This window comes from Pantoea sp. SGAir0418 (assembly GCF_043529865.1).
Window position 1 is genome coordinate 1,867,824 of sequence record NZ_CP027911.1, and the last position, 18,841, is coordinate 1,886,664.

16 protein-coding genes are annotated in these 18,841 nt (G+C 55.5%); 7 read left to right on the forward strand and 9 right to left on the reverse strand.

What is annotated here, in order from left to right:
• Positions 1-12: 12 nt before the first annotated feature.
• Positions 13-720: a septum site-determining protein MinC gene (minC, locus tag C1N84_RS08570; RefSeq protein ID WP_394541830.1), complete on the reverse strand. Its 708-nt coding sequence runs from the start codon at positions 718-720 to the stop codon at positions 13-15.
• Between the two features lie 153 nt (positions 721-873).
• Between minC and C1N84_RS08575 the strand changes: the two genes are divergently transcribed.
• The 3 genes from C1N84_RS08575 (at position 874) to C1N84_RS08585 (ending at position 2,591) form a co-directional block, all read left to right on the forward strand.
• Positions 874-1,149: a YcgL domain-containing protein gene (locus C1N84_RS08575; protein ID WP_021510044.1), complete on the forward strand. Its 276-nt coding sequence runs from the start codon at positions 874-876 to the stop codon at positions 1,147-1,149.
• A gap of 270 nt (positions 1,150-1,419) precedes the next feature.
• Positions 1,420-2,079 carry a fumarylacetoacetate hydrolase family protein gene (locus tag C1N84_RS08580; protein WP_021510045.1) on the forward strand — a complete coding sequence of 220 codons (660 nt, stop codon included), beginning with the start codon at positions 1,420-1,422 and terminating at the stop codon, positions 2,077-2,079.
• A gap of 65 nt (positions 2,080-2,144) precedes the next feature.
• The gene (locus C1N84_RS08585; RefSeq protein WP_021510046.1) at positions 2,145-2,591 is read left to right on the forward strand and encodes a YcgN family cysteine cluster protein; all 447 of its coding nucleotides are present in this window, start codon (positions 2,145-2,147) and stop codon (positions 2,589-2,591) included.
• Positions 2,592-2,648: 57 nt separating this feature from the next.
• Here the strand turns inward: C1N84_RS08585 and dsbB are convergent, their stop codons facing one another.
• The gene (gene dsbB / locus C1N84_RS08590; protein WP_040679952.1) at positions 2,649-3,179 is read right to left on the reverse strand and encodes a disulfide bond formation protein DsbB; all 531 of its coding nucleotides are present in this window, start codon (positions 3,177-3,179) and stop codon (positions 2,649-2,651) included.
• Between the two features lie 309 nt (positions 3,180-3,488).
• Between dsbB and fadR the strand changes: the two genes are divergently transcribed.
• A complete protein-coding gene (gene fadR / locus C1N84_RS08595; RefSeq protein WP_058757728.1) occupies positions 3,489-4,208 on the forward strand; it encodes a fatty acid metabolism transcriptional regulator FadR in 720 nt (239 codons plus the stop codon).
• Between the two features lie 277 nt (positions 4,209-4,485).
• Here fadR and C1N84_RS08600 read toward each other — a convergent pair whose 3' ends face one another.
• Positions 4,486-6,021 carry a SpoVR family protein gene (locus C1N84_RS08600; protein ID WP_031280208.1) on the reverse strand — a complete coding sequence of 512 codons (1,536 nt, stop codon included), beginning with the start codon at positions 6,019-6,021 and terminating at the stop codon, positions 4,486-4,488.
• Between the two features lie 499 nt (positions 6,022-6,520).
• Between C1N84_RS08600 and C1N84_RS08605 the strand changes: the two genes are divergently transcribed.
• Complete coding sequence (locus C1N84_RS08605; RefSeq protein WP_264443355.1) at positions 6,521-7,822, forward strand: D-amino acid dehydrogenase; 1,302 nt, start codon at positions 6,521-6,523, stop codon at positions 7,820-7,822.
• A 21-nt stretch (positions 7,823-7,843) separates the two neighbouring features.
• Entirely contained in the window at positions 7,844-8,914 is a 1,071-nt protein-coding gene (dadX, locus tag C1N84_RS08610; protein ID WP_058757726.1) for a catabolic alanine racemase DadX, read from the forward strand.
• On the opposite strand, the gene C1N84_RS08615 is transcribed toward dadX, so the two are convergent.
• From C1N84_RS08615 to yeaG, 6 genes are all read right to left on the reverse strand, one after another.
• Positions 8,907-10,100, reverse strand: coding sequence for a multidrug effflux MFS transporter (locus tag C1N84_RS08615; protein ID WP_159378116.1), 1,194 nt, complete (start codon positions 10,098-10,100; stop codon positions 8,907-8,909). The genes dadX and C1N84_RS08615 overlap by 8 nt on opposite strands.
• A 120-nt stretch (positions 10,101-10,220) precedes the next feature.
• Complete coding sequence (gene wbaP / locus C1N84_RS08620) at positions 10,221-11,687, reverse strand: undecaprenyl-phosphate galactose phosphotransferase WbaP (RefSeq protein ID WP_058757724.1); 1,467 nt, start codon at positions 11,685-11,687, stop codon at positions 10,221-10,223.
• Between the two features lie 378 nt (positions 11,688-12,065).
• Positions 12,066-12,299 carry a DUF1480 family protein gene (locus C1N84_RS08625; protein ID WP_021510054.1) on the reverse strand — a complete coding sequence of 78 codons (234 nt, stop codon included), beginning with the start codon at positions 12,297-12,299 and terminating at the stop codon, positions 12,066-12,068.
• Between the two features lie 75 nt (positions 12,300-12,374).
• Positions 12,375-14,102: a potassium/proton antiporter gene (locus C1N84_RS08630; RefSeq protein ID WP_021510055.1), complete on the reverse strand. Its 1,728-nt coding sequence runs from the start codon at positions 14,100-14,102 to the stop codon at positions 12,375-12,377.
• Between the two features lie 231 nt (positions 14,103-14,333).
• Positions 14,334-15,608 carry a YeaH/YhbH family protein gene (locus C1N84_RS08635; RefSeq protein ID WP_058757723.1) on the reverse strand — a complete coding sequence of 425 codons (1,275 nt, stop codon included), beginning with the start codon at positions 15,606-15,608 and terminating at the stop codon, positions 14,334-14,336.
• A gap of 90 nt (positions 15,609-15,698) precedes the next feature.
• A complete protein-coding gene (gene yeaG, locus C1N84_RS08640; RefSeq protein ID WP_021510057.1) occupies positions 15,699-17,633 on the reverse strand; it encodes a protein kinase YeaG in 1,935 nt (644 codons plus the stop codon).
• A gap of 409 nt (positions 17,634-18,042) precedes the next feature.
• Here yeaG and C1N84_RS08645 point away from each other — a divergent pair, with 409 nt between their 5' ends.
• Complete coding sequence (locus C1N84_RS08645; protein ID WP_058774604.1) at positions 18,043-18,792, forward strand: MipA/OmpV family protein; 750 nt, start codon at positions 18,043-18,045, stop codon at positions 18,790-18,792.
• The last annotated feature ends 49 nt before the right edge of the window (positions 18,793-18,841 follow it).

Below are 18,841 nucleotides of genomic sequence, written 5' to 3' on the forward strand. Positions count from 1 at the left end.
AAGAAAAGGGGCCTAATTAAGTGTCTGGATGGTGAGCGCGCCCTCTTTAAGGCACAGGCGCGCGGCTTTACCAAAGAATTCCGCCGGGATCTGGTCCATGATCCAGTATTCGCCGGCAATGGAGACCAACTCTGCTGACAGGTTGGTGCAAAAAATCTGGCAGTCGCGATCGCCGCTGGCACCGGCCAGCGCGCGGCCGCGCATCATGCCGTAAATATGAATGTTGCCGTCAGCCACCAGTTCGGCACCGGCGCTGACGCTGCTGGTGACGATCAAATCGGCGTTGCGCGCATAAATCTGCTGACCGGAACGCACTGGCGTATTGATGATACGCGTTTTGCTGGCCGGTTCGCTGACCGGCGGCGCGACCGCTTCCGGCTCCGGCGCGGGCGCATCAGCGCGTTTGGGGTTCTCTTTACCCTCTGACAGCACCGGCAGGCCAGCGCGGGCAATCATCTTTTTCAGGGCTTCATCTTTACAGCCGCTCACGCCCACAATGCGTAAGCCGGTGGCACTGACGGCCTGCTGCATCTGCTTCCAGTTGATGTCACCGTTCAGGGCTGACACGTTCAGCACCACCGGCGCGTTGTGCAAAAAAGCCGGGGCCTGGTCGATTTTGTCCTGCAGCGCCTGACGAATCACCTCGGGTTGCGAATGGTGCAGATGAACAACTGACAGGGTAAAACTGCTGCCCTTGAATTCGATTGGCGATTGCGACATCTGTCCTGACTCAGTCCTGTTTTACGACCCTGAAGTAAACGCCGATAAAATCGTCATTAACACCCGCGGGTCAATATTCGAAGTTCTGCAAGCATGTTATAGTTACTGCTATATTCAGGCAAGTGACGCCCTTAGTTAATTCGAGTAAAAAATATGTTTTGTGTGATCTATAGAAGCCCGCAACGCGACCAGACTTATCTGTATGTAGAAAAAAAAGACGATTTTTCGCGCGTCCCGGAAGAACTGCTGCGCGGCTTTGGTAAGCCGCAGCTGGCGATGGTGCTGTCGCTCGACCAGCGCGACAGGCTGGCCAACGCTGACATCAATAAAGTGAAGCAGGGTTTAAGCGAACAAGGTTATTATTTGCAGATCCCACCACCGGTTGAAAGTCTGCTCAACATTCATCTTGAACAGGGTAAAAAAGTTTAATTCAGATTCATTTGTAAAAATATATCCTGTAAATATAATCAGTGCTTCGGCATTAATTTAACTGCTCACCTTAACCCATTATTGTGGGCAATAATCGTTGTCTTAAGCGGCGGACCTGATGAACTGGGGAACGGCTTTTGCCGCTTTCCGTCACGTGCTCCGCGATAAACCCGCTAATATAGTGCTCAGCAGCCTGCCACGCTCCGGCGGCTGATGAGACATCTTCGCCAGCGCGGCTGGCACCAATCACAACTCAAGCAGGGGATTAGCATGTATCAGCATCGTAACTGGCAGGGCGCGCTGTTGGATTATCCGGTCAGCAAAGTGGTGTGCGTCGGCAGCAACTATGCAAAGCATATTAAAGAGATGGGCAGTGCCACCCCGAGTGAGCCGGTGGTGTTTATCAAACCGGAAACCGCGGTGTGTGATTTGCGGCAGCCACTGTCGATCCCGGCCAGCTTTGGTGAGGTGCATCATGAAGTGGAGCTGGCGGTGCTGATTGGCGCCACTCTGAAGCAGGCCAGTGAGGAGCACGTGGCGAAAGCGATTGCCGGTTATGGCGTCGCGCTGGATTTAACGCTGCGCGATCTGCAGGCCGGGTTTAAGAAAGCCGGTCAGCCATGGGAGCGCGCCAAGAGTTTCGATAACTCCTGTCCGCTGTCCGGGTTTATTCCGGCGGCTGAATTCAGCGTCGATCCGCAGGACGCCGAACTCAAGCTGGTCATTAACGGCGAGGTGCGCCAGCACGGCACCACGGCAGATATGATCCACAAAATTCTGCCGCTGATTGCTTACATGAGCCAGTACTTCACGCTGCGCGCCGGTGACGTGGTGCTGACCGGTACGCCTGAAGGCGTGGGCCCGCTGCGCTCCGGCGATAAGCTGGAAGTGTCGCTGGCCGGTCACGGTATCAGCACCCGCGTACTGTAATACTTGCATCACCGCACCTGAAGCTTTATAAGGTGCGGTCTTGTTGCTCAACCCGGACCGCTATCATGACCGACCAACCTTTCTGGCAGACTAAACGCCTGGACCAAATGAACGACGCAGAGTGGGAATCGCTGTGCGACGGCTGTGGACAGTGCTGTCTGAATAAGTTGCAGGATGCGGATACCGATGAGATTTACTTCACCAACGTCGCCTGCAATCAGCTCAATATCAAGACCTGTCAGTGCCGCAATTATGAGCGTCGCTTCGAGTACGAAGAAGATTGCATTAAGCTGACGCGCGAGAATCTCACCACCTTTAACTGGCTGCCGCGCACCTGCGCTTACCGGCTGTTAGGGGAGGGCAAAACGCTGCCGGCGTGGCACCCGCTGATTGCCGGGTCGAAGAAAGCGATGCATGCTCAGCGTATTTCGGTGCGATACATCGCGGTGCGCGAGAGTGAAGTGCGCGACTGGGAAGAACACATTATAGACCGGCCGGATCGGAACGGCTGATAACGCAACAGGCAGCCGCGGCTGCCTGTTTTGTCTGAGACGTATTTTGACTGGGACTCAGCGACCAAACAAATCGCGACGTTTCGCTTTGAACGGTTGCGCAATCAATACCAGAATGCCCACCAGCAGATAAGCGGCAAAAATCACGATCATCCACTGCGGCATGCTCCAGGTCAGGAAAGTCCATCCGCGTTCGGCGCAGTCACCGCTGGCGACAAATACCGCCGGCAGCCATTTATCCAGCGGCAGCCAGCTCGGGAAGCGAGCAGCAAAATCGCAGGTCACAAACGGGTTGGGATGCAGCTGAATCATGGTGTGCTCATAAGAGAGGCGTACCCCTTCATAAGCGCTGTAGAGCCAGATGGCGATGGCGGCCCAGCGCAGCGGCGTTTTAGGCGCAATTGCACCCACCAGGCCGGCGCCCATGACGCCAAACAGCGCACAACGCTCATAGATACACATTACGCAGGGTTGCAGTCCCATCACGTGCTGAAAGAACAGCGCAACCAGTTCAAAAACCAGGGCGGTCAGGGCCATTAATAACCAGGCACCGCGTCCGCGTGAGCATTGATTCAAGTATCGCAACATATTGCTTTTCCCGTAGCCGTTAATGCATCGCAGTGTAAACCAAAAGCGTACCCGTGCCAGCCAGGCAGGCGGAAAAAATCATGTATAAAAATGACTTATCCCTGATCCACGCCAAAAAATCGTGGCTTTTAGCACACGGCATCAAAAGCGCCCACGCAAGCGCAGCGTAACCCACGGCTTTTTTCGCTGCGCAGCTGCTGAATTTTGCGCCAGCGCGCGCTTTTAATCCGCTGGCAGGCTATTTCCGCTATGACCCCTCTGGTATGATGAGTGCTATTACGACAAAGAAAGCAACGAGAAATAAATGCTATGGTGATTAAGGCACAGAGCCCTGCAGGATTCGCTGAAGAGTACATAATTGAAAGCATCTGGAACAGCCGTTTTCCGCCGGGATCGATTCTTCCTGCCGAACGTGAGCTTTCTGAACTGATCGGCGTGACCCGCACCACTCTGCGTGAAGTGCTGCAGCGGCTGGCTCGTGATGGCTGGCTGACCATTCAGCATGGTAAACCCACCCGCGTCAATGATTTCTGGGAAACGTCTGGTCTTAATATCCTCGAAACGCTCGCCCGTCTTGACCACGACAGTGTGCCGCAGTTAATTGATAACCTGCTGTCAGTGCGTACCAATATCGCGTCAATCTTTATCAGCCGCGCGCTGCGCCATCATCCGGATAAGGCGCGTGAAGTGCTGGAGAGTGCGCTGAGCGAGGAAGATCAGGCTGAAGCCTATACCGAGCTGGATTACCGCGTGTTTCGCGGCCTGGCCTTTGCTTCCGGCAACCCGATTTACGGCCTGATTCTCAACGGTCTGAAAGGGCTGTACACCCGCGTTGGCCGCCATTACTTCTCGAATCCGGAAGCGCGTGAACTGGCGCGTAACTTCTATCGTCAGCTGGCGGATCTGTGTGGCAAACAGCCGACGCAGGATCAGATCGTCGACAGCGTGCGTAACTACGGCCGCCGCAGCGGTGAAATCTGGCACAGTATGCAGAAAAGCATGCCGGATGATTTGAGCAGTAAGCGTTAAGTTTGCCCTGCCAGGTACGGTTTTAGCCGGGCACAATTTTGACTGACCTGACGCGTCGGCTGATGCAAGGGCAATCCGCAGCGCTGAGGCTTTTACGTTGCGCCAGGAGATTCCCGTGGGAAGCGGGAATCAGGCCGGGCCGGTCAGGATGACCGATACCGGCCGGTCCGTAAGGCGTAACGTAAACGCCGCAGGTACCGCGTAGCGGCGCGAGGACCTGGCCCGGCAGCAGCCGATGCGGCAGGTCCAGCGCAACCCTGCGCGTTTTATCTTCCTCTCAAAGCGCCGGTCCGCGCGCCGGACAGCGATCCAGCAGCTCCACGCTGCCATCTTCGTTCTGCTGTTCCAGATTGACATCAAAACCCCACAGCCGATGCACATGCTTCAGCACATCGCGACGGCTCTTATCGAGCGGGGCGCGCTGCTGCGGCACATAGCGTAGCGTCAGCGAACGGTCACCGCGCAGGTCAACGTTGTACACCTGAATATTCGGCTCCAGATTGCTCAGATTGTACTGCGCTGACAGCTGCTGACGAATCGCACGATATCCCGCCTCATCATGAATGGCGGCAATCTCAAGATAGTTATTGCGATCGTCGTCCATCACCGTAAACAGACGGAAATCCCGCATCACTTTCGGCGACAGGAACTGGCTGATGAAGCTCTCGTCTTTAAATTCGCGCATGGCGAAATGCAGCGTCTTCAGCCAGTCGGAGCCGGCGATGTCCGGGAACCAGTAGCGATCTTCCTCGGTTGGCGACTGACAGATGCGCTTGATATCCTGGAACATGGCAAAGCCCAGCGCATACGGGTTGATGCCGTTATACCACTGGCTGTTATACGGCGGCTGATACACCACGTTGGTATGACTGTGCAGGAACTCCATCATAAAGCGTTCCGACACTTTGCCCTCATCGTACAGGTGATTCAGGATGGTGTAGTGCCAGAAGGTCGCCCAGCCTTCATTCATCACCTGGGTCTGTTTCTGCGGGTAAAAATACTGGCTGACTTTACGCACAATGCGCAGCACTTCACGCTGCCACGACTCCAGCAGTGGCGCGTTCTTTTCCATAAAGTACAGCAGGTTTTCCTGCGGCTCAGAGGGATAGCGCGCCGCCTCGACCTGAGTAAACTCTTTCTCTTTGCGTGGCAGGGTGCGCCACAGCGTATTGACCTGGCTTTGCAGATATTCTTCCCGGCTTTTCTGCCGCGCTTTCTCTTCCTGCAGCGAAATCTTTTGCGGGCGTTTATAGCGATCGACGCCATAGTTCATCAGCGCATGACAGGAGTCCAGCAGTCGCTCGACCTCTTCCACGCCATAACGCTCTTCGCAATCAGAGATGTAGTTACGCGCGAACAGCAGATAATCGACAATTGAGCTGGCATCGGTCCAGCTGCGGAACAGGTAGTTGTTTTTGAAGAAAGAGTTGTGGCCATAGCAGGCGTGCGCCATCACCAGCGCCTGCATGGTCATGGTGTTCTCTTCCATCAGGTAAGCGATACAGGGATTCGAGTTAATGACGATTTCATACGCCAGTCCCTGCTGACCATGTTTATAGCGCTGCTCGGTTTCGATGAACTTCTTGCCGAACGACCAGTGGGCATAATTGATGGGCATCCCCACGCTGGAGTACGCATCCATCATCTGCTCGGAGGTGATCACTTCGATTTGGTGCGGGTAGGTATCGAGCCCATAGCTTTTGGCCACGCGGTCGATCTCCGCCAGGTAGACATCAAGCAGCTCAAAGGTCCAGTCGGGACCGTCACTGAGTCGTTTGCTGTTGCGGGTTGGCTCGTCAAACATTGTCGTCATAGCGCACCTCTGTTTTGCAAGCGGCAGGCAACAGAGTGTCACCTGTCACGATCGTTTAAGGCTTCATCCTGAGAAAGACAGCCCAAAAAAACTGAGCGAACACTTCAATGATAGTCCACTGTCGCTTATCCGATGCGGGAACTCAATCGAATTCTTTTGGTACAAAATCATCATAATAGGCGTGCTTTGGTAGCTAATAAGGTTATGTGTTATCTGAGTGATAAATTGCAGCATTAAATCCTGTTTATAAGCACGCGATATGACTGCGGCGCTTTCTCCTGAAAAAAGTGAGATGCTCTGCCTTTCGCATAATAATTCGCTGGTTAACGCTTTTAAGGCACAAAAAACTCTGATTTTGGCGCGAGTGCATGATTTCAGTGTGCAGTTAAGTGAAAAACATGTGAAATGAAAGGGTCGAATGTAATATCAGTTCAGCCATCGGGTTATGCTAAACCCGATGGTGATACCAGTTAATTATGCTTTTCGCGATGAGGGGCTTATGCGCGTAGTCATTCTGGGTAGTGGTGTCGTAGGGGTAGCCAGTGCGTGGTATCTGGCGCAGGCGGGGCATGACGTCACCGTAATCGATCGCCAGCCCGGCGCGGCGTTGGAAACCAGTGCCGGCAATGCCGGGCAGATTTCGCCCGGCTATGCGGCACCCTGGGCGGCGCCCGGTGTACCGCTCAAGGCGGTAAAGTGGATGTTTCAGAAACACGCACCGCTGGCGGTGCGACTTGACGGCAGCAAGTTCCAGCTGGAGTGGATGTGGAATATGCTGCGCAACTGCGACATGCGTCACTACCAGGAAAACAAGGGCCGTATGGTGCGCATCGCCGAATACAGCCGCGACTGCCTGAAGGCACTGCGCAGCAGCATCGGCATCGCCTATGAAGGGCGCCAGGGCGGCACTTTGCAGCTGTTCCGCACGCAGCAACAGTTTGACAGCGCCAGCAAAGACATCGCGGTGCTGCGTGAAGCGGGTGTGCCTTATGAGCTGCTGGAAGCGCATCAGCTGCACAGCGTAGAGCCGGCGCTGGCGGGTACCGCGCACAAGCTGACCGGCGGCCTGCGCCTGCCGAATGACGAAACCGGTGACTGCCAGCTGTTTACCCAGCGGCTGGCGGCAATGGCAGCCGCAGCCGGCGTCACTTTCCGTTACGACACGTCAGTGGATCAGCTGTTGCGCGAAGGCAATCGCATCTATGGCGTGAAGTGCGGCGATGAGGTCATCAAAGCCGATGCTTACGTCGTGGCGTTTGGCTCTTACTCCACGGCGCTGTTGAAAGACATCGTGTCGATTCCGGTCTATCCGCTGAAAGGCTATTCCCTGACTATCCCGATCAAAGATCCGCAGGGCGCGCCGGTCTCCACCATCCTGGATGAGACCTATAAAGTGGCGGTGACGCGGTTTGATGACCGCATTCGCGTCGGTGGCATGGCCGAAATCGTTGGTTTTAACACCAAACTGTTGCCGGCACGACGTGAAACGCTGGAGATGGTGGTCCGCGATCTCTATCCTGAAGGCGGGTATGTTGAACAGGCTACGTTCTGGACCGGACTGCGCCCGATGACGCCGGATGGCACGCCAATTGTCGGGCGCACGCCGCTGACTAATCTCTGGCTGAACACCGGGCACGGTACGCTGGGCTGGACGATGGCCTGTGGTTCCGGCCAGTTGCTGGCCGATCTGATTTCGGGACGTAAACCGGCCATCGCCGCCGACGACTTGTCGGTGCTGCGTTATCTGCCGGGCTTTGCGGCCCCGGCATCGCCGCTGCGTAATGCCAGCGCGACGCGCTGATACTTCAGGGAGAGTAAAAACATGTCACGTCCTACGGGTGCCACCATTAATCAACAGGCGCTGCGCCACAATCTGGCGATTGTGCGTCAGGCGGCACCGCACGCGCGCGTCTGGTCGGTGGTGAAGGCCAATGCCTACGGCCACGGCATTGCCCGCGTATGGCAGAGTCTGGCGGAAACCGATGGTTTCGCGCTGCTGAATATGGAAGAGGCGATCCTGCTGCGCGAGCAGGGCTGGAAAAAGCCAATTCTGCTGCTGGAAGGCTTCTTTCACGCCGATGACCTGACGCTGATCGATCGCTATCGCCTGACCACCAGCGTACACAGTAACTGGCAGATTCAGGCGCTGGCGAAGGCGCAGCTGTCGGCGCCAGTCGATGTTTATCTGAAGATCAACAGCGGCATGAACCGTCTCGGTTTTCGTCCGGAACAGGCACAGGCGGCCTGGCACAAGCTGCGTGCGTTGCCCAACGTGGGGGAAATGACGCTGATGGCGCACTTTGCCGATGCGGAAAACCCGCAGGGGCTGGTGGAACCGATGCAGCGCGTCGAACAGGCGGCGGAAGGGCTGAACTGTCCGCGTTCGCTTGCCAACTCAGCGACCACGCTGTGGCATCCGCAGGCGCATTTTGACTGGGTGCGGCCCGGGATTATTCTCTACGGCGCGTCACCGAGCGGCGACTGGCAGGATATCGCCAGTACCGGTCTGCAGCCGGTAATGACGCTCAGCAGTGAAATTATTGGCATACAGCAGATCGGTGCCGGCGAGGGTGTTGGCTACGGTTACCGCTACCACGCGGCCGCGCCACAGCGTATCGGTATTGTGGCCTGTGGCTATGCTGACGGCTATCCGCGCCATGCGCCGACCGGTACGCCGGTCAGCGTTGATGGCATCCGCACGCAAACGCTTGGGGCGATCTCGATGGACATGATGATGATTGACCTCGAACCCTGCCCGCAGGCGGGTATCGGATCGCGCGTGGAGCTGTGGGGTAACGAGGTGAAAATTGATGAGGTGGCGAAAGCCGCCGGAACGGTAGGCTACGAGCTGATGTGCGCGCTCGCGCCGCGCGTCCCGGTCACGCTTAGTTAAGCGCCGTCACTGTACCACGCATGTTCTTACTGCAGCGCCAGGCGATCAGCGCCAGCGCTGCACCCACCAGCATCATCAGCGCTAACGCTGATTTCTCTGCCACCGGCAGCGCCACCATCGCCAGGCTGCCGCCCGCACCACCCGCCATCTGAATAAATCCCTGCAACGCCGCCGCCACACCCGCCTGCTGCTGATACGGCTCCAGCGCATAACTAGTGGCCGGACCGACGGTGAAGGCCAGGCCGGCCACCGAGATCGCCACCGGAATCATGTACAGCGACCAGTGGGTTTGCCAGGCCGCAGGTAACAACGTCATCCCCGCCACCAGCAGCAGCGCACCGAGCAGCATGGTGACAAACCCCATGGCGAGACAAAACGGGCGGCCCGCCTTGCGAATGGTTTTATTAACAAAGGCGCTGACCAGCATGATCCAGAAACCGTTGGCGCCAAAGGCAAATGAGAACTGCAGCGGCGTCAGGCCACCTTCGGTCATCAACACGTGCGGCGCCAGCGAAACGTAGGTCAGCACCATGCCGAGCGCGCCCGCGTTGGCAAAGGCGAAAGCGAGAAAGCGCGGCTGCCGGGCGATGGCAGCATACTGCGCCAGCGGCAGTCCTTTGACGCGCAGCGTGTCCGCCGGGCGCGTTTCCGGCAGTGCGACCACCACAATGACGCCAATCACCAGCGCATAGCCGCACAGGAACCAGAAGGGCGCACGCCAGCCATAGGCTTCCGCCAGAATACCGCCGAGCAGCGGTGCCAGCGCCGGCACGATGTTCAGCGCGCCATTGAGGAAACCATAAGCGCGCGCCGCGGCATCGCCGCTCAGCCGATCGCGCACGCCGCTAAATGCCACCACCGCGCTACAGCATACCGCGCAGCCCTGAATCAGGCGCGCCAGGAAGAACACCGGCCAGACGGTGGCGGTTGCGGCCACTGCGCTGCCGATGATGTAGAGCGCGAGGCCGATCAGCGCGATCGGCTTACGGCCAAAATTATCCACCAGCGGACCGGTGACCAGCTGACCGATACCCATCACCAGCAAAAACAGCGGAATGGTGGTCTGGATCAGACTGACCGGGCTGTTAAGACCTTCGGCAATCTGCGGCAGCGTGGGGAGGTAGAGATCGATGCCCAGCGGTGCCAGCAGCACCAGGCTCAAAAGAAGTAGGGTAAACTTTTGCATTACGAACCAGTAACGTCCTGTTAAACAGGCGAGAAGGGTAATGAGTCTGCGGCCAAAAAGAAAGGGCTAAAACGAAAAGGCGATGTCTGCCGGGACGGCGCAGACATCGCGTCGAGGGTATCAGTAAGCACCGTCGCGACGCAGCACCACGCCAGCGGTTTTGAACAGAATGGCGATGTCGGTCCACAGCGCCCAGTTCTTCACGTACCAGGAGTCAAAATAGACGCGCGTGTCGTAGTCAATATCGTTACGCCCGCTGACCTGCCACAGACCGGTCATGCCTGGTTTGGCCATCAGATAGTAGTCGACATCGCCGGCGTAGCGTTCCAGCTCAGCTTCAATCACCGGACGCGGTCCCACCAGACTCATTTCGCCGCGAATCACGTTCCACAGCTGGGGCAGTTCATCTAGGCTGGTTTTCCGCAGGAAGCCACCGATTTTGGTGATGCGCGGATCATTCTTCAGTTTGAAATCACGATCCCACTCAGCGCGCGCTTCGGCACTGGTGGCCAGCAAATTCTGCAGCACTTCCTGCGAGTTGGTCACCATTGAACGGAACTTCAGGCACTTAAACTTCACGCCATCCTGACCGACGCGTTCGTGGCCATAAATGGCATTGCCGCCATCGCGTTTTACCATCCAGCACAGCAGACCGAATACCGGGGCAAGAAACAGCAGCAGCAGCGAGGCAACCACTACGTCGAAGGTGCGCTTGAGGAAACGCGAGGAGCGTTTCGCCAGGTTGTTACTGACGCGCAGGATCATCACTTCATGGCTGAAGATAAACGACATATCGGTGCCATACAGCGGCACACCGCGCAGCGTAGGGATAACCGAAATTGAGCGGCATTTCATCTTGGACAAAAACTTCAGCCATTTATCGCGCACCACCTGCTGTTCAAATTCGGTGGCGACGATAAATTGCGTGTTGTCGCGGTCCATGGTTTGCCAGTTGATGTCTTTCCAGGTAATAACCGGCACGCCGTTAACACTTTCCTGGTGAGGCTCATCATCCAGCGAGATAAACGCCTGCACGTTGTAGCCCAGAATCTCCTCGCTCTGCAGCGCTGCGTAGGCTTCCATGGCGTTTTTACCGGAGCCGATGATAATGGTCTCTTTTTGCCACTGGCCAGCGCGATTGATGGCACGCTTCACGCCGGCTCGCATCAGCGGCAGCAGCAGCAGGGCATAAGTCCAGCTAAATACCCACACCATGCGCGAGAAGTCCCATTTGGAAAAGGCAATCAGCGCCAGATCCAGCAGCGAAAACACAAACAGCGTTTTGACGATTTCTTTCAGCTCAAACCAGAACGGTTTGCGGTAGGTGTAGTGGCGCATACGCACCCAGAACCAGGCTGTGCACAGCACTGACAGACCTAACTGTGCGACAAAGCGGTATTCAATTTGCTGCGGCGGAATAAAACTGTCCAGTTCTCCCCAAATACCCTGGACGGTGGCCGCGGATAAAAATAATGCCAGGTTCAGTGCAATTAAATCCGAAAAGCTGAGTGCCACTTTCGCGATGAGATTTTTGCGCAGTCCGCTCCACGAGCGGGTTGCATCGTTCATTACCAATGTACTTGCCATAAAACCTGCTCTCTTTTCTTAAGTAAAAGATGGCCTGACCAGAATCAAGTACGCGCTCAGGAGTCGTCCGCTGAAAGCAGAAATAAAATAATATTCAGCGAGATATGAGTCAGTGCTGCCATAAGCGCTGCATGGAAAGGGCCGTTTGAGACGTGATTTACGTCACGAAAAGCTGCAGCAACGTTTAAGAGTATGCAGGAGTTATTTGACAGAGTTAATATGGAAAGAGTCTGAAAAAACAATATTTGATTAAAGTACAGGCCAGCTAATTTCTTGAAAAATAATAATAAAAGTAAAAGGTGCCGTGAAATGACAGACTATTTTAAGACTACTTTTCGGAATGACCGCCAGTCAAAGTGAATGGCGGTGAGGAAAATATCAGGCCGGTTTTTTCAATACCCAGCGGTCTTGCTGCTTGTCATAGTGGCCGATTTGCAGATCAACCGGTTCGCCATCAATCCACGCCGGTACGCTAGTTTCATGATCCCAGCCGTCGAGCTGATAACTCAGGCCGGGGTTGGTATGGCAGGGGATGCCGACGGTATCCAGCTTCTCCACATCCATTACTGCATCGACGATCTCGTAACGACCAATCTTCACCACGTGTCCCATCATCTTCTCCCGTTTGCTGGGTGGAATAGTGATCATAGACGCTGACACGCAGTTTACGAGCGATACGGCCTCGGATTATTCCTTCTCTTCCCGCACGCGCACCCCGATTTTGACGATCTGGTTATCCTCTTTTTCCGCCACCGTCCACGTCAGCTGGTTCCACTCGACCTGATCTCCCACCACCGGCGTGCTGCCGAGCAGACCCATAATCAACTGGCCGAGCGACTGCTGATCGTTAGTCTCTTCATCGAGCTCCAGGCCATAGATCTGCGCGACATCGCGCAGGCGCGCCTCGGCATCAAGGATAAAGTCACCAAAGAAGCGCTGATCCAGCGCCACCGGCGGCGTCTGGCTGAACATCTTGCCCAGCGCCGGCAAATCGCGCTCACGGCCAATAACGCACAGCACGTCACCCTCTTTCAGACGCGTATTGCCGTTGGGGTGCATCAGCGCGTTATCGCGGAACAGGGCGGCAATGCGCGTTTCGCGCGGCATTTGCAAATCGCGCAGCGCGGCGCCAACGCACCATTTGTCGGCGCTGAGCTGATAAACGAACTGCTCCCACGGATTTTCCGGATGGATATCCAGCCCGACGCGGCTGATGGGCGACGCGGTCGGCGGTACCACCACCTTAGCCCGTTTAGCGGCATAGCCCAGCGACGTGCCCTGCAGCATCAGAGATACCAGAACCACGAAGAAGGCGATATTGAAGTAGAGTTTTGAATTCTCCAGCCCGGCCATCATCGGGAACACCGCGAGGATAATCGGCACCGCACCGCGCAGGCCTACCCAGCTGATAAAGATGCGTTCACGTCCGGTAAAGCCTTTAAACGGCAGCAGCCCGACCAGAATCGACAGCGGACGCGCCACCAGAATCAGCCACAGTGAGAGAATCATCGCCGGCAGCGCGATATGCCACAGGTCAGACGGCGTCACCAGCAGGCCGAGCACGATAAACATACCAATCTGGCTCAGCCAGGCCATGCCGTCGAAAGTCTGCAGAATGCCGTGGCGGTTACGAATCGGGCTGTTGCCCAGCAGAAAACCACACAGATACACCGCCAGAATGCCGCTGCCTTCCATCACCGTGGTCAGGGCAAACACAATGATGCCGCCGCTCAGCGCCAGCAGCGGATAGAGCCCTTGTGCCAGGCTGATGCGGTTGATCAGTTGCTGCAGCGCCCAGCCGCCGCCCAGTCCGAGCACAATGCCAAGGCCGAACTGCTGCACCAGATGCACCACAAACATCCAGCTCAGGCCGCTCTGCCCCTGCTGGATCATGTCGATTAGCGTAATGGTAAGAAACACCGCCATCGGATCGTTGCTGCCTGATTCAATCTCCAGCGTGGAACTGACGCGCTCGTTAAGCCCTTTGTCGCCCAGCAGTGAAAACACCGCTGCGGCGTCGGTCGAGCCGATAATGGCGCCAATCAGGAAGCCCTGCATCAGATCGAGCTTAAACAGCCAGGCGGCAGCCAGACCGGTGAGGCCGGCGGTAATCATCACGCCAACGGTGGCCAGCGACAGCGCCGGACCAAGCGCCACCTTGAACGAGCTGGCCTTGGTGCGCATGCCGCCGTCGAGCAGAATAATCGCCAGCGCCAGGTTGGACACCAGATAGGCCACTGGATAGTTATCAAAGGCAATACCGCCGATGCCGTCCACGCCGGTCAGCATCCCCAGCGCCAGGAAGATCACCAGAATCGGGATGCCGAGACGCGACGAGAAGGAGCTCAGCAGAATACTTGCTGCGACCAGCACGGAACCAATAATGAACAAACTGTAAATCATGCTGGCATTCAACGGCGTTCTCCTGCGGCGGGGCATAAAAAAGCAAATTGCGGGCAATTCACACAGACAAGGTGAAAAGATAATGCCTTATCAATAGCTTGTCAGCGGTTAATTGCACATTTTTTCATTCTGTGGCGTGCTATCCCATAGAAGGTTAAATCCGCACAGAAAAACAGCAGGGTTTTCAGAGGGGTTAAGCCGGGCGGGGTAAAGAAAAAGCCGGTCGGTGACCGGCTGGTAAACTCAGGCTTCAGCGACCTGTTTATGGAAAAGTTCACGAAATACCGGGTAGATGTCTTCCGGCTCGCGGATGTGCTGAATGGCAAAGTTATCAAACATCGCCTGCAGATGCTCATACTCGCGCCACAGGGTCTGGTGCGCCCGTCGGGTAATCTCAATGTAGCTGTAGTAGCGCACCACCGGCAGAATATGCTTCGCCAGAATTTCATGACACAACGGTGAGTCATCCGCCCAGTTATCGCCGTCCGAGGCCTGCGCCGCATAGATATTCCACTGCGATGGGTCATAACGCTCTTTCACCACTTCGTCCATCAGCTTAAGCGCGCTGGAGACGATAGTGCCGCCGGTCTCCTGCGAGTAGAAGAACTCCTGTTCATCGACTTCTTTCGCCTGAGTATGGTGACGGATATACACCACATCGACGTTTTTGTAAGTCCGGCTGAGGAACAGATAGAGCAGGATATAAAAGCGTTTCGCCATATCCTTGGTCGCCTGGTCCATCGAGCCGGAAACGTCCATTAAGCAGAACATCACCGCCTGGCTGGACGGTTCAGGCCGCTTCTCGAAATTTTTGTAACGCAGGTCAAAGGTGTCGATAAACGGCACGCGCTCAATGCGCGCCCGCAGTTCCGCAATCTCTTTACGCAGCCGCTCCTCTTCCAGTAATTGCGCCGGCTCGCTGTTTTCGACTTCACTCAGTGTGGCTTCCAGTTCGTGCAGCATACGACGTTTGCCTGCGGTCATGGCGGTTCGTCGCGCCAGCGAGTTTTGCAGCGAGCGTACCACGCTGATGTTGGCCGGCACGCCATTCGAGGTGAAGCCCGCGCGGTGAGTTTTGTACTCATTGAGCTGGCGATGCTGATTTTTGCGCAGGTTAGGCAGCGCTAAATCTTCAAATAGCAGGTCGAGGTACTCATCCTTCGATATCTGAAACACGAACTCGTCCTGACCTTCTCCGTCCTGGCTGGCATTGCCCTGACCGCTGCCGCCACCACCGCCGCCCTGCGGCCGCTCAATGCGGTCGTTTTGCACAAAGTGGTCGTTCCCCGGATGCACGCGATGGCGGCTGCCGCCGCGCCCCTGATGGAAAATCGGCTCGTTGATGTCGTCGATAGGAATCGACACCGATTCGCCACTCTCCACGTCGGTGACCGAACGCTTGTTGATGGCCTCGGAGATCGACTGTTTGATTTGCGACTTATAACGGCGCAAAAAGCGCTGCCGGTTGACCGCACTTTTATTCTTGCCGTTAAGACGCCGATCGATGAAATAGGCCATAAATTCCCCCAAACTACGCTGTAAGCCAGGCCGGAACGGGTCCGGCCTCCTCAGGCGGCATGTGGATGCCGCGTAGCTTACCGCTGTCGATTATGACGATTTGCGCACGCGCAGATACCATTCACACAGCAGACGCACCTGCTTGCGGGTATAGCCTTTTTCCATCATGCGATCGACAAAATCGTCGTGTTTTTTCTGTTCGTCCGTGGATGTTTTGGTGTTGAACGAAATCACCGGCAGCAACTCCTCGGTGTTGGAGAACATTTTCTTCTCGATCACCGTGCGCAGTTTTTCGTAGCTGGTCCAGTTTGGATTGCGTCCGTTGTTCTGCGCTCGTGCGCGCAGCACAAAGTTGACAATCTCGTTGCGGAAATCTTTCGGGTTACTGATCCCGGCAGGTTTCTCAATCTTTTCCAGCTCGGCATTGAGTGATTCACGATCAAACAGCTGGCCGGTATCCGGATCGCGGTACTCCTGATCCTGAATCCAGAAATCTGCGTAAGTGACGTAGCGGTCGAAGATGTTCTGACCATACTCCGAATAGGATTCTAGGTAAGCGGTCTGAATCTCTTTGCCAATGAACTCCGCATATTTCGGAATCAGATAGCCTTTCAGGTGTTCCAGATACTTCTCCGCCTGATCCTGCGGGAACTGCTCGCGCTCGATCTGCTGTTCCAGCACGTAAAACAGGTGCACCGGGTTAGCCGCTACTTCGGCATGGTCGAAGTTAAACACGCGTGACAGAATCTTAAACGCGAAGCGCGTAGACAGGCCGTTCATGCCTTCATCCACACCGGCGTAATCGTGATACTCCTGCCACGATTTCGCCTTCGGATCGGTGTCTTTCAGGCTTTCACCGTCATAGACGCGCATCTTCGAGTAGATGCTGGAGTTTTCCGGCTCTTTCAGGCGCGACAGAATCGAGAAACGTGCCAGCGTTTCCAGTGTGCCGGGTGCGCAAGGCGCGGTGGTCAGCTCACTGTGGTTGAGCAGTTTTTCATAAATTTTGATCTCCTCGGACACGCGCAGGCAGTAAGGCACCTTCACGATGTATACGCGGTCAAGGAAAGCTTCGTTGTTCTTGTTGTTACGGAATGTCACCCACTCTGATTCATTGGAGTGCGCCAGAATGATGCCGTTAAACGGCAGGGCGGAAATCCCTTCGGTACCGTTATAGTTACCTTCCTGAGTGGCGGTCAGCAGCGGATGCAGCACTTTAATAGGTGCTTTGAACATCTCCACGAATTCCATGATGCCCTGGTTGGCGCGGCACAGCGCACCCGAATAGCCGTAGGCATCCGGATCGTTCTGCGCGTGGTTTTCCAGCTTACGGATATCCACTTTACCCACCAGCGCTGAAATATCCTGGTTGTTCTCATCACCCGGTTCGGTTTTGGCGATAGCCAGTTGCTCCAGAATTGACGGCCACACTTTCACCACTTTGAAGCGGGTGATGTCGCCGCCAAAGTCATGCAACCGTTTTGCCGCCCACGGCGACATAATGGTGCCAAGGTAACGCCGCGGCACGCCGTACTCTTTTTCCAGAATATTGGCGTCTTCCTGCGGATTAAACAGGCACAGCGGATGGTCATTGACCGGGCTGCGTTCACCGTCGGCACTCAGCACATAGATTGGCACGCGCTGCATGAGCGCTTTAAGCCGTTCGGCCAGCGAGGATTTACCGCCGCCCACCGGGCCGAGCAGGTACAGAATCTGTTTCTTCTCCTCCAGCCCCTGTGCGGCGTGTTTCAGGTAGGAGACGATCTGCTCAATCGCTTCCTCCATACCGTAAAACTCTTCAAAGGCCGGGTAGCGTCCGATGACGCGGTTCGAGAAGATACGGGAAAGGCGAGGCTCCTGGGCAGTATCGACCATCACAGGCTCACCGATGGCCATCAATAGTCGTTCTGCCGCGTTGGCGTATGCACTGCGATCCTGCTTACAGATGGTGAGGAATTCCTGCAGTGTGAACTCTTCGTCCTTGGCAGCTTCATAACGCTGACGATAGTGATCGAATATATTCATAGCGATGCCCGTCCTTTCGTTTTTAGCACAGGTAAAGGAGCGTAATAAGGTGCTCTTGCAGCTCCCGGAAGATATTCTTTATTGAGTACAGCAACCCTTATGCCAACCTGACGATTTTTTATCGGGATTCACAATTCTTATGGTTACTCTGCTCGTACAAAAAATTCTCGTCTTACTTTTACTGTAGAAGGCAATCAGAAAAATTGCTCCGTCTTTTCTCCTTATTTAGCGATATATCAATAACAAAGTCTCATAAGCGCTAAGGCCGTCACGCCCTTGCGGCAACAGGTGCGCTGCGTCTTAGACGCTTCTGACAGGATAAAAAGGAAATCAACATTAAAAGTTAAACCAGTGGCAAAATTTGGTTAGACTCTGCGTGTGATTGTTATATTAATGGAATGAATAAATTGTGAACCATTTCAAACTTAAAGCGCTTGCTCTGATGTGTCCTTGCTATTTTGCGGCGTTCAGCACTTACGCTGAACCCGTGTCACTTGGGGCTTCGGTTATTTATGCCCAGTCGCCGTACCGCGGCGGCCAGGACCGTTATCTGCCGATCCCGGTCATCAATTATGAGGGAGAAAACTTTTGGTTCCGCAGCCTGCAGGGCGGTTATTACCTGTGGAAAGACCCGCAGAATCAGCTGTCGTTAACGCTGCTGGGCTCGCCGCAGCAGTATGACCCGAAAGATAACGATCTGGGCGACATGAAAGGGCTGGACAAGCGTCGCATGACGCTGATGGCCGGCGCGACTTATCGTCACGTTGCCGACTGGGGGATTGTGCGTACCGCGCTGCTGGGCGATGTGCTGAATAACAGCAACGGCATGATTTGGGACCTGACCTACCTGTACCGCTTTGATTTCGGCGCGTTCAGCCTGACACCGGGCATTGGCGCAATGTGGAACAGTGCCAACCAAAACCGCTATTACTACGGCGTTTCCGGCCACGAAAGCGCGCGTACCGGCATTGATCGCTATCACCCGGACGACAGCTGGTCGCCTTACGTCGAGATGAACGCCAGCTACCAGATTAGCGAGAGCTGGAACGCCAGCCTGTCAGGCCGTTACACCCGTTTCGCCAGCGAAATTAAAGACAGTCCGATGGTAGATAAAGACGGTCAGTTTACGCTGTGGACCGGCGTCAGCTACAGCTTCTGATGACCGCACGAACGCCTCATAATGAGGCGTTTTTGTTACCCTGCACCAA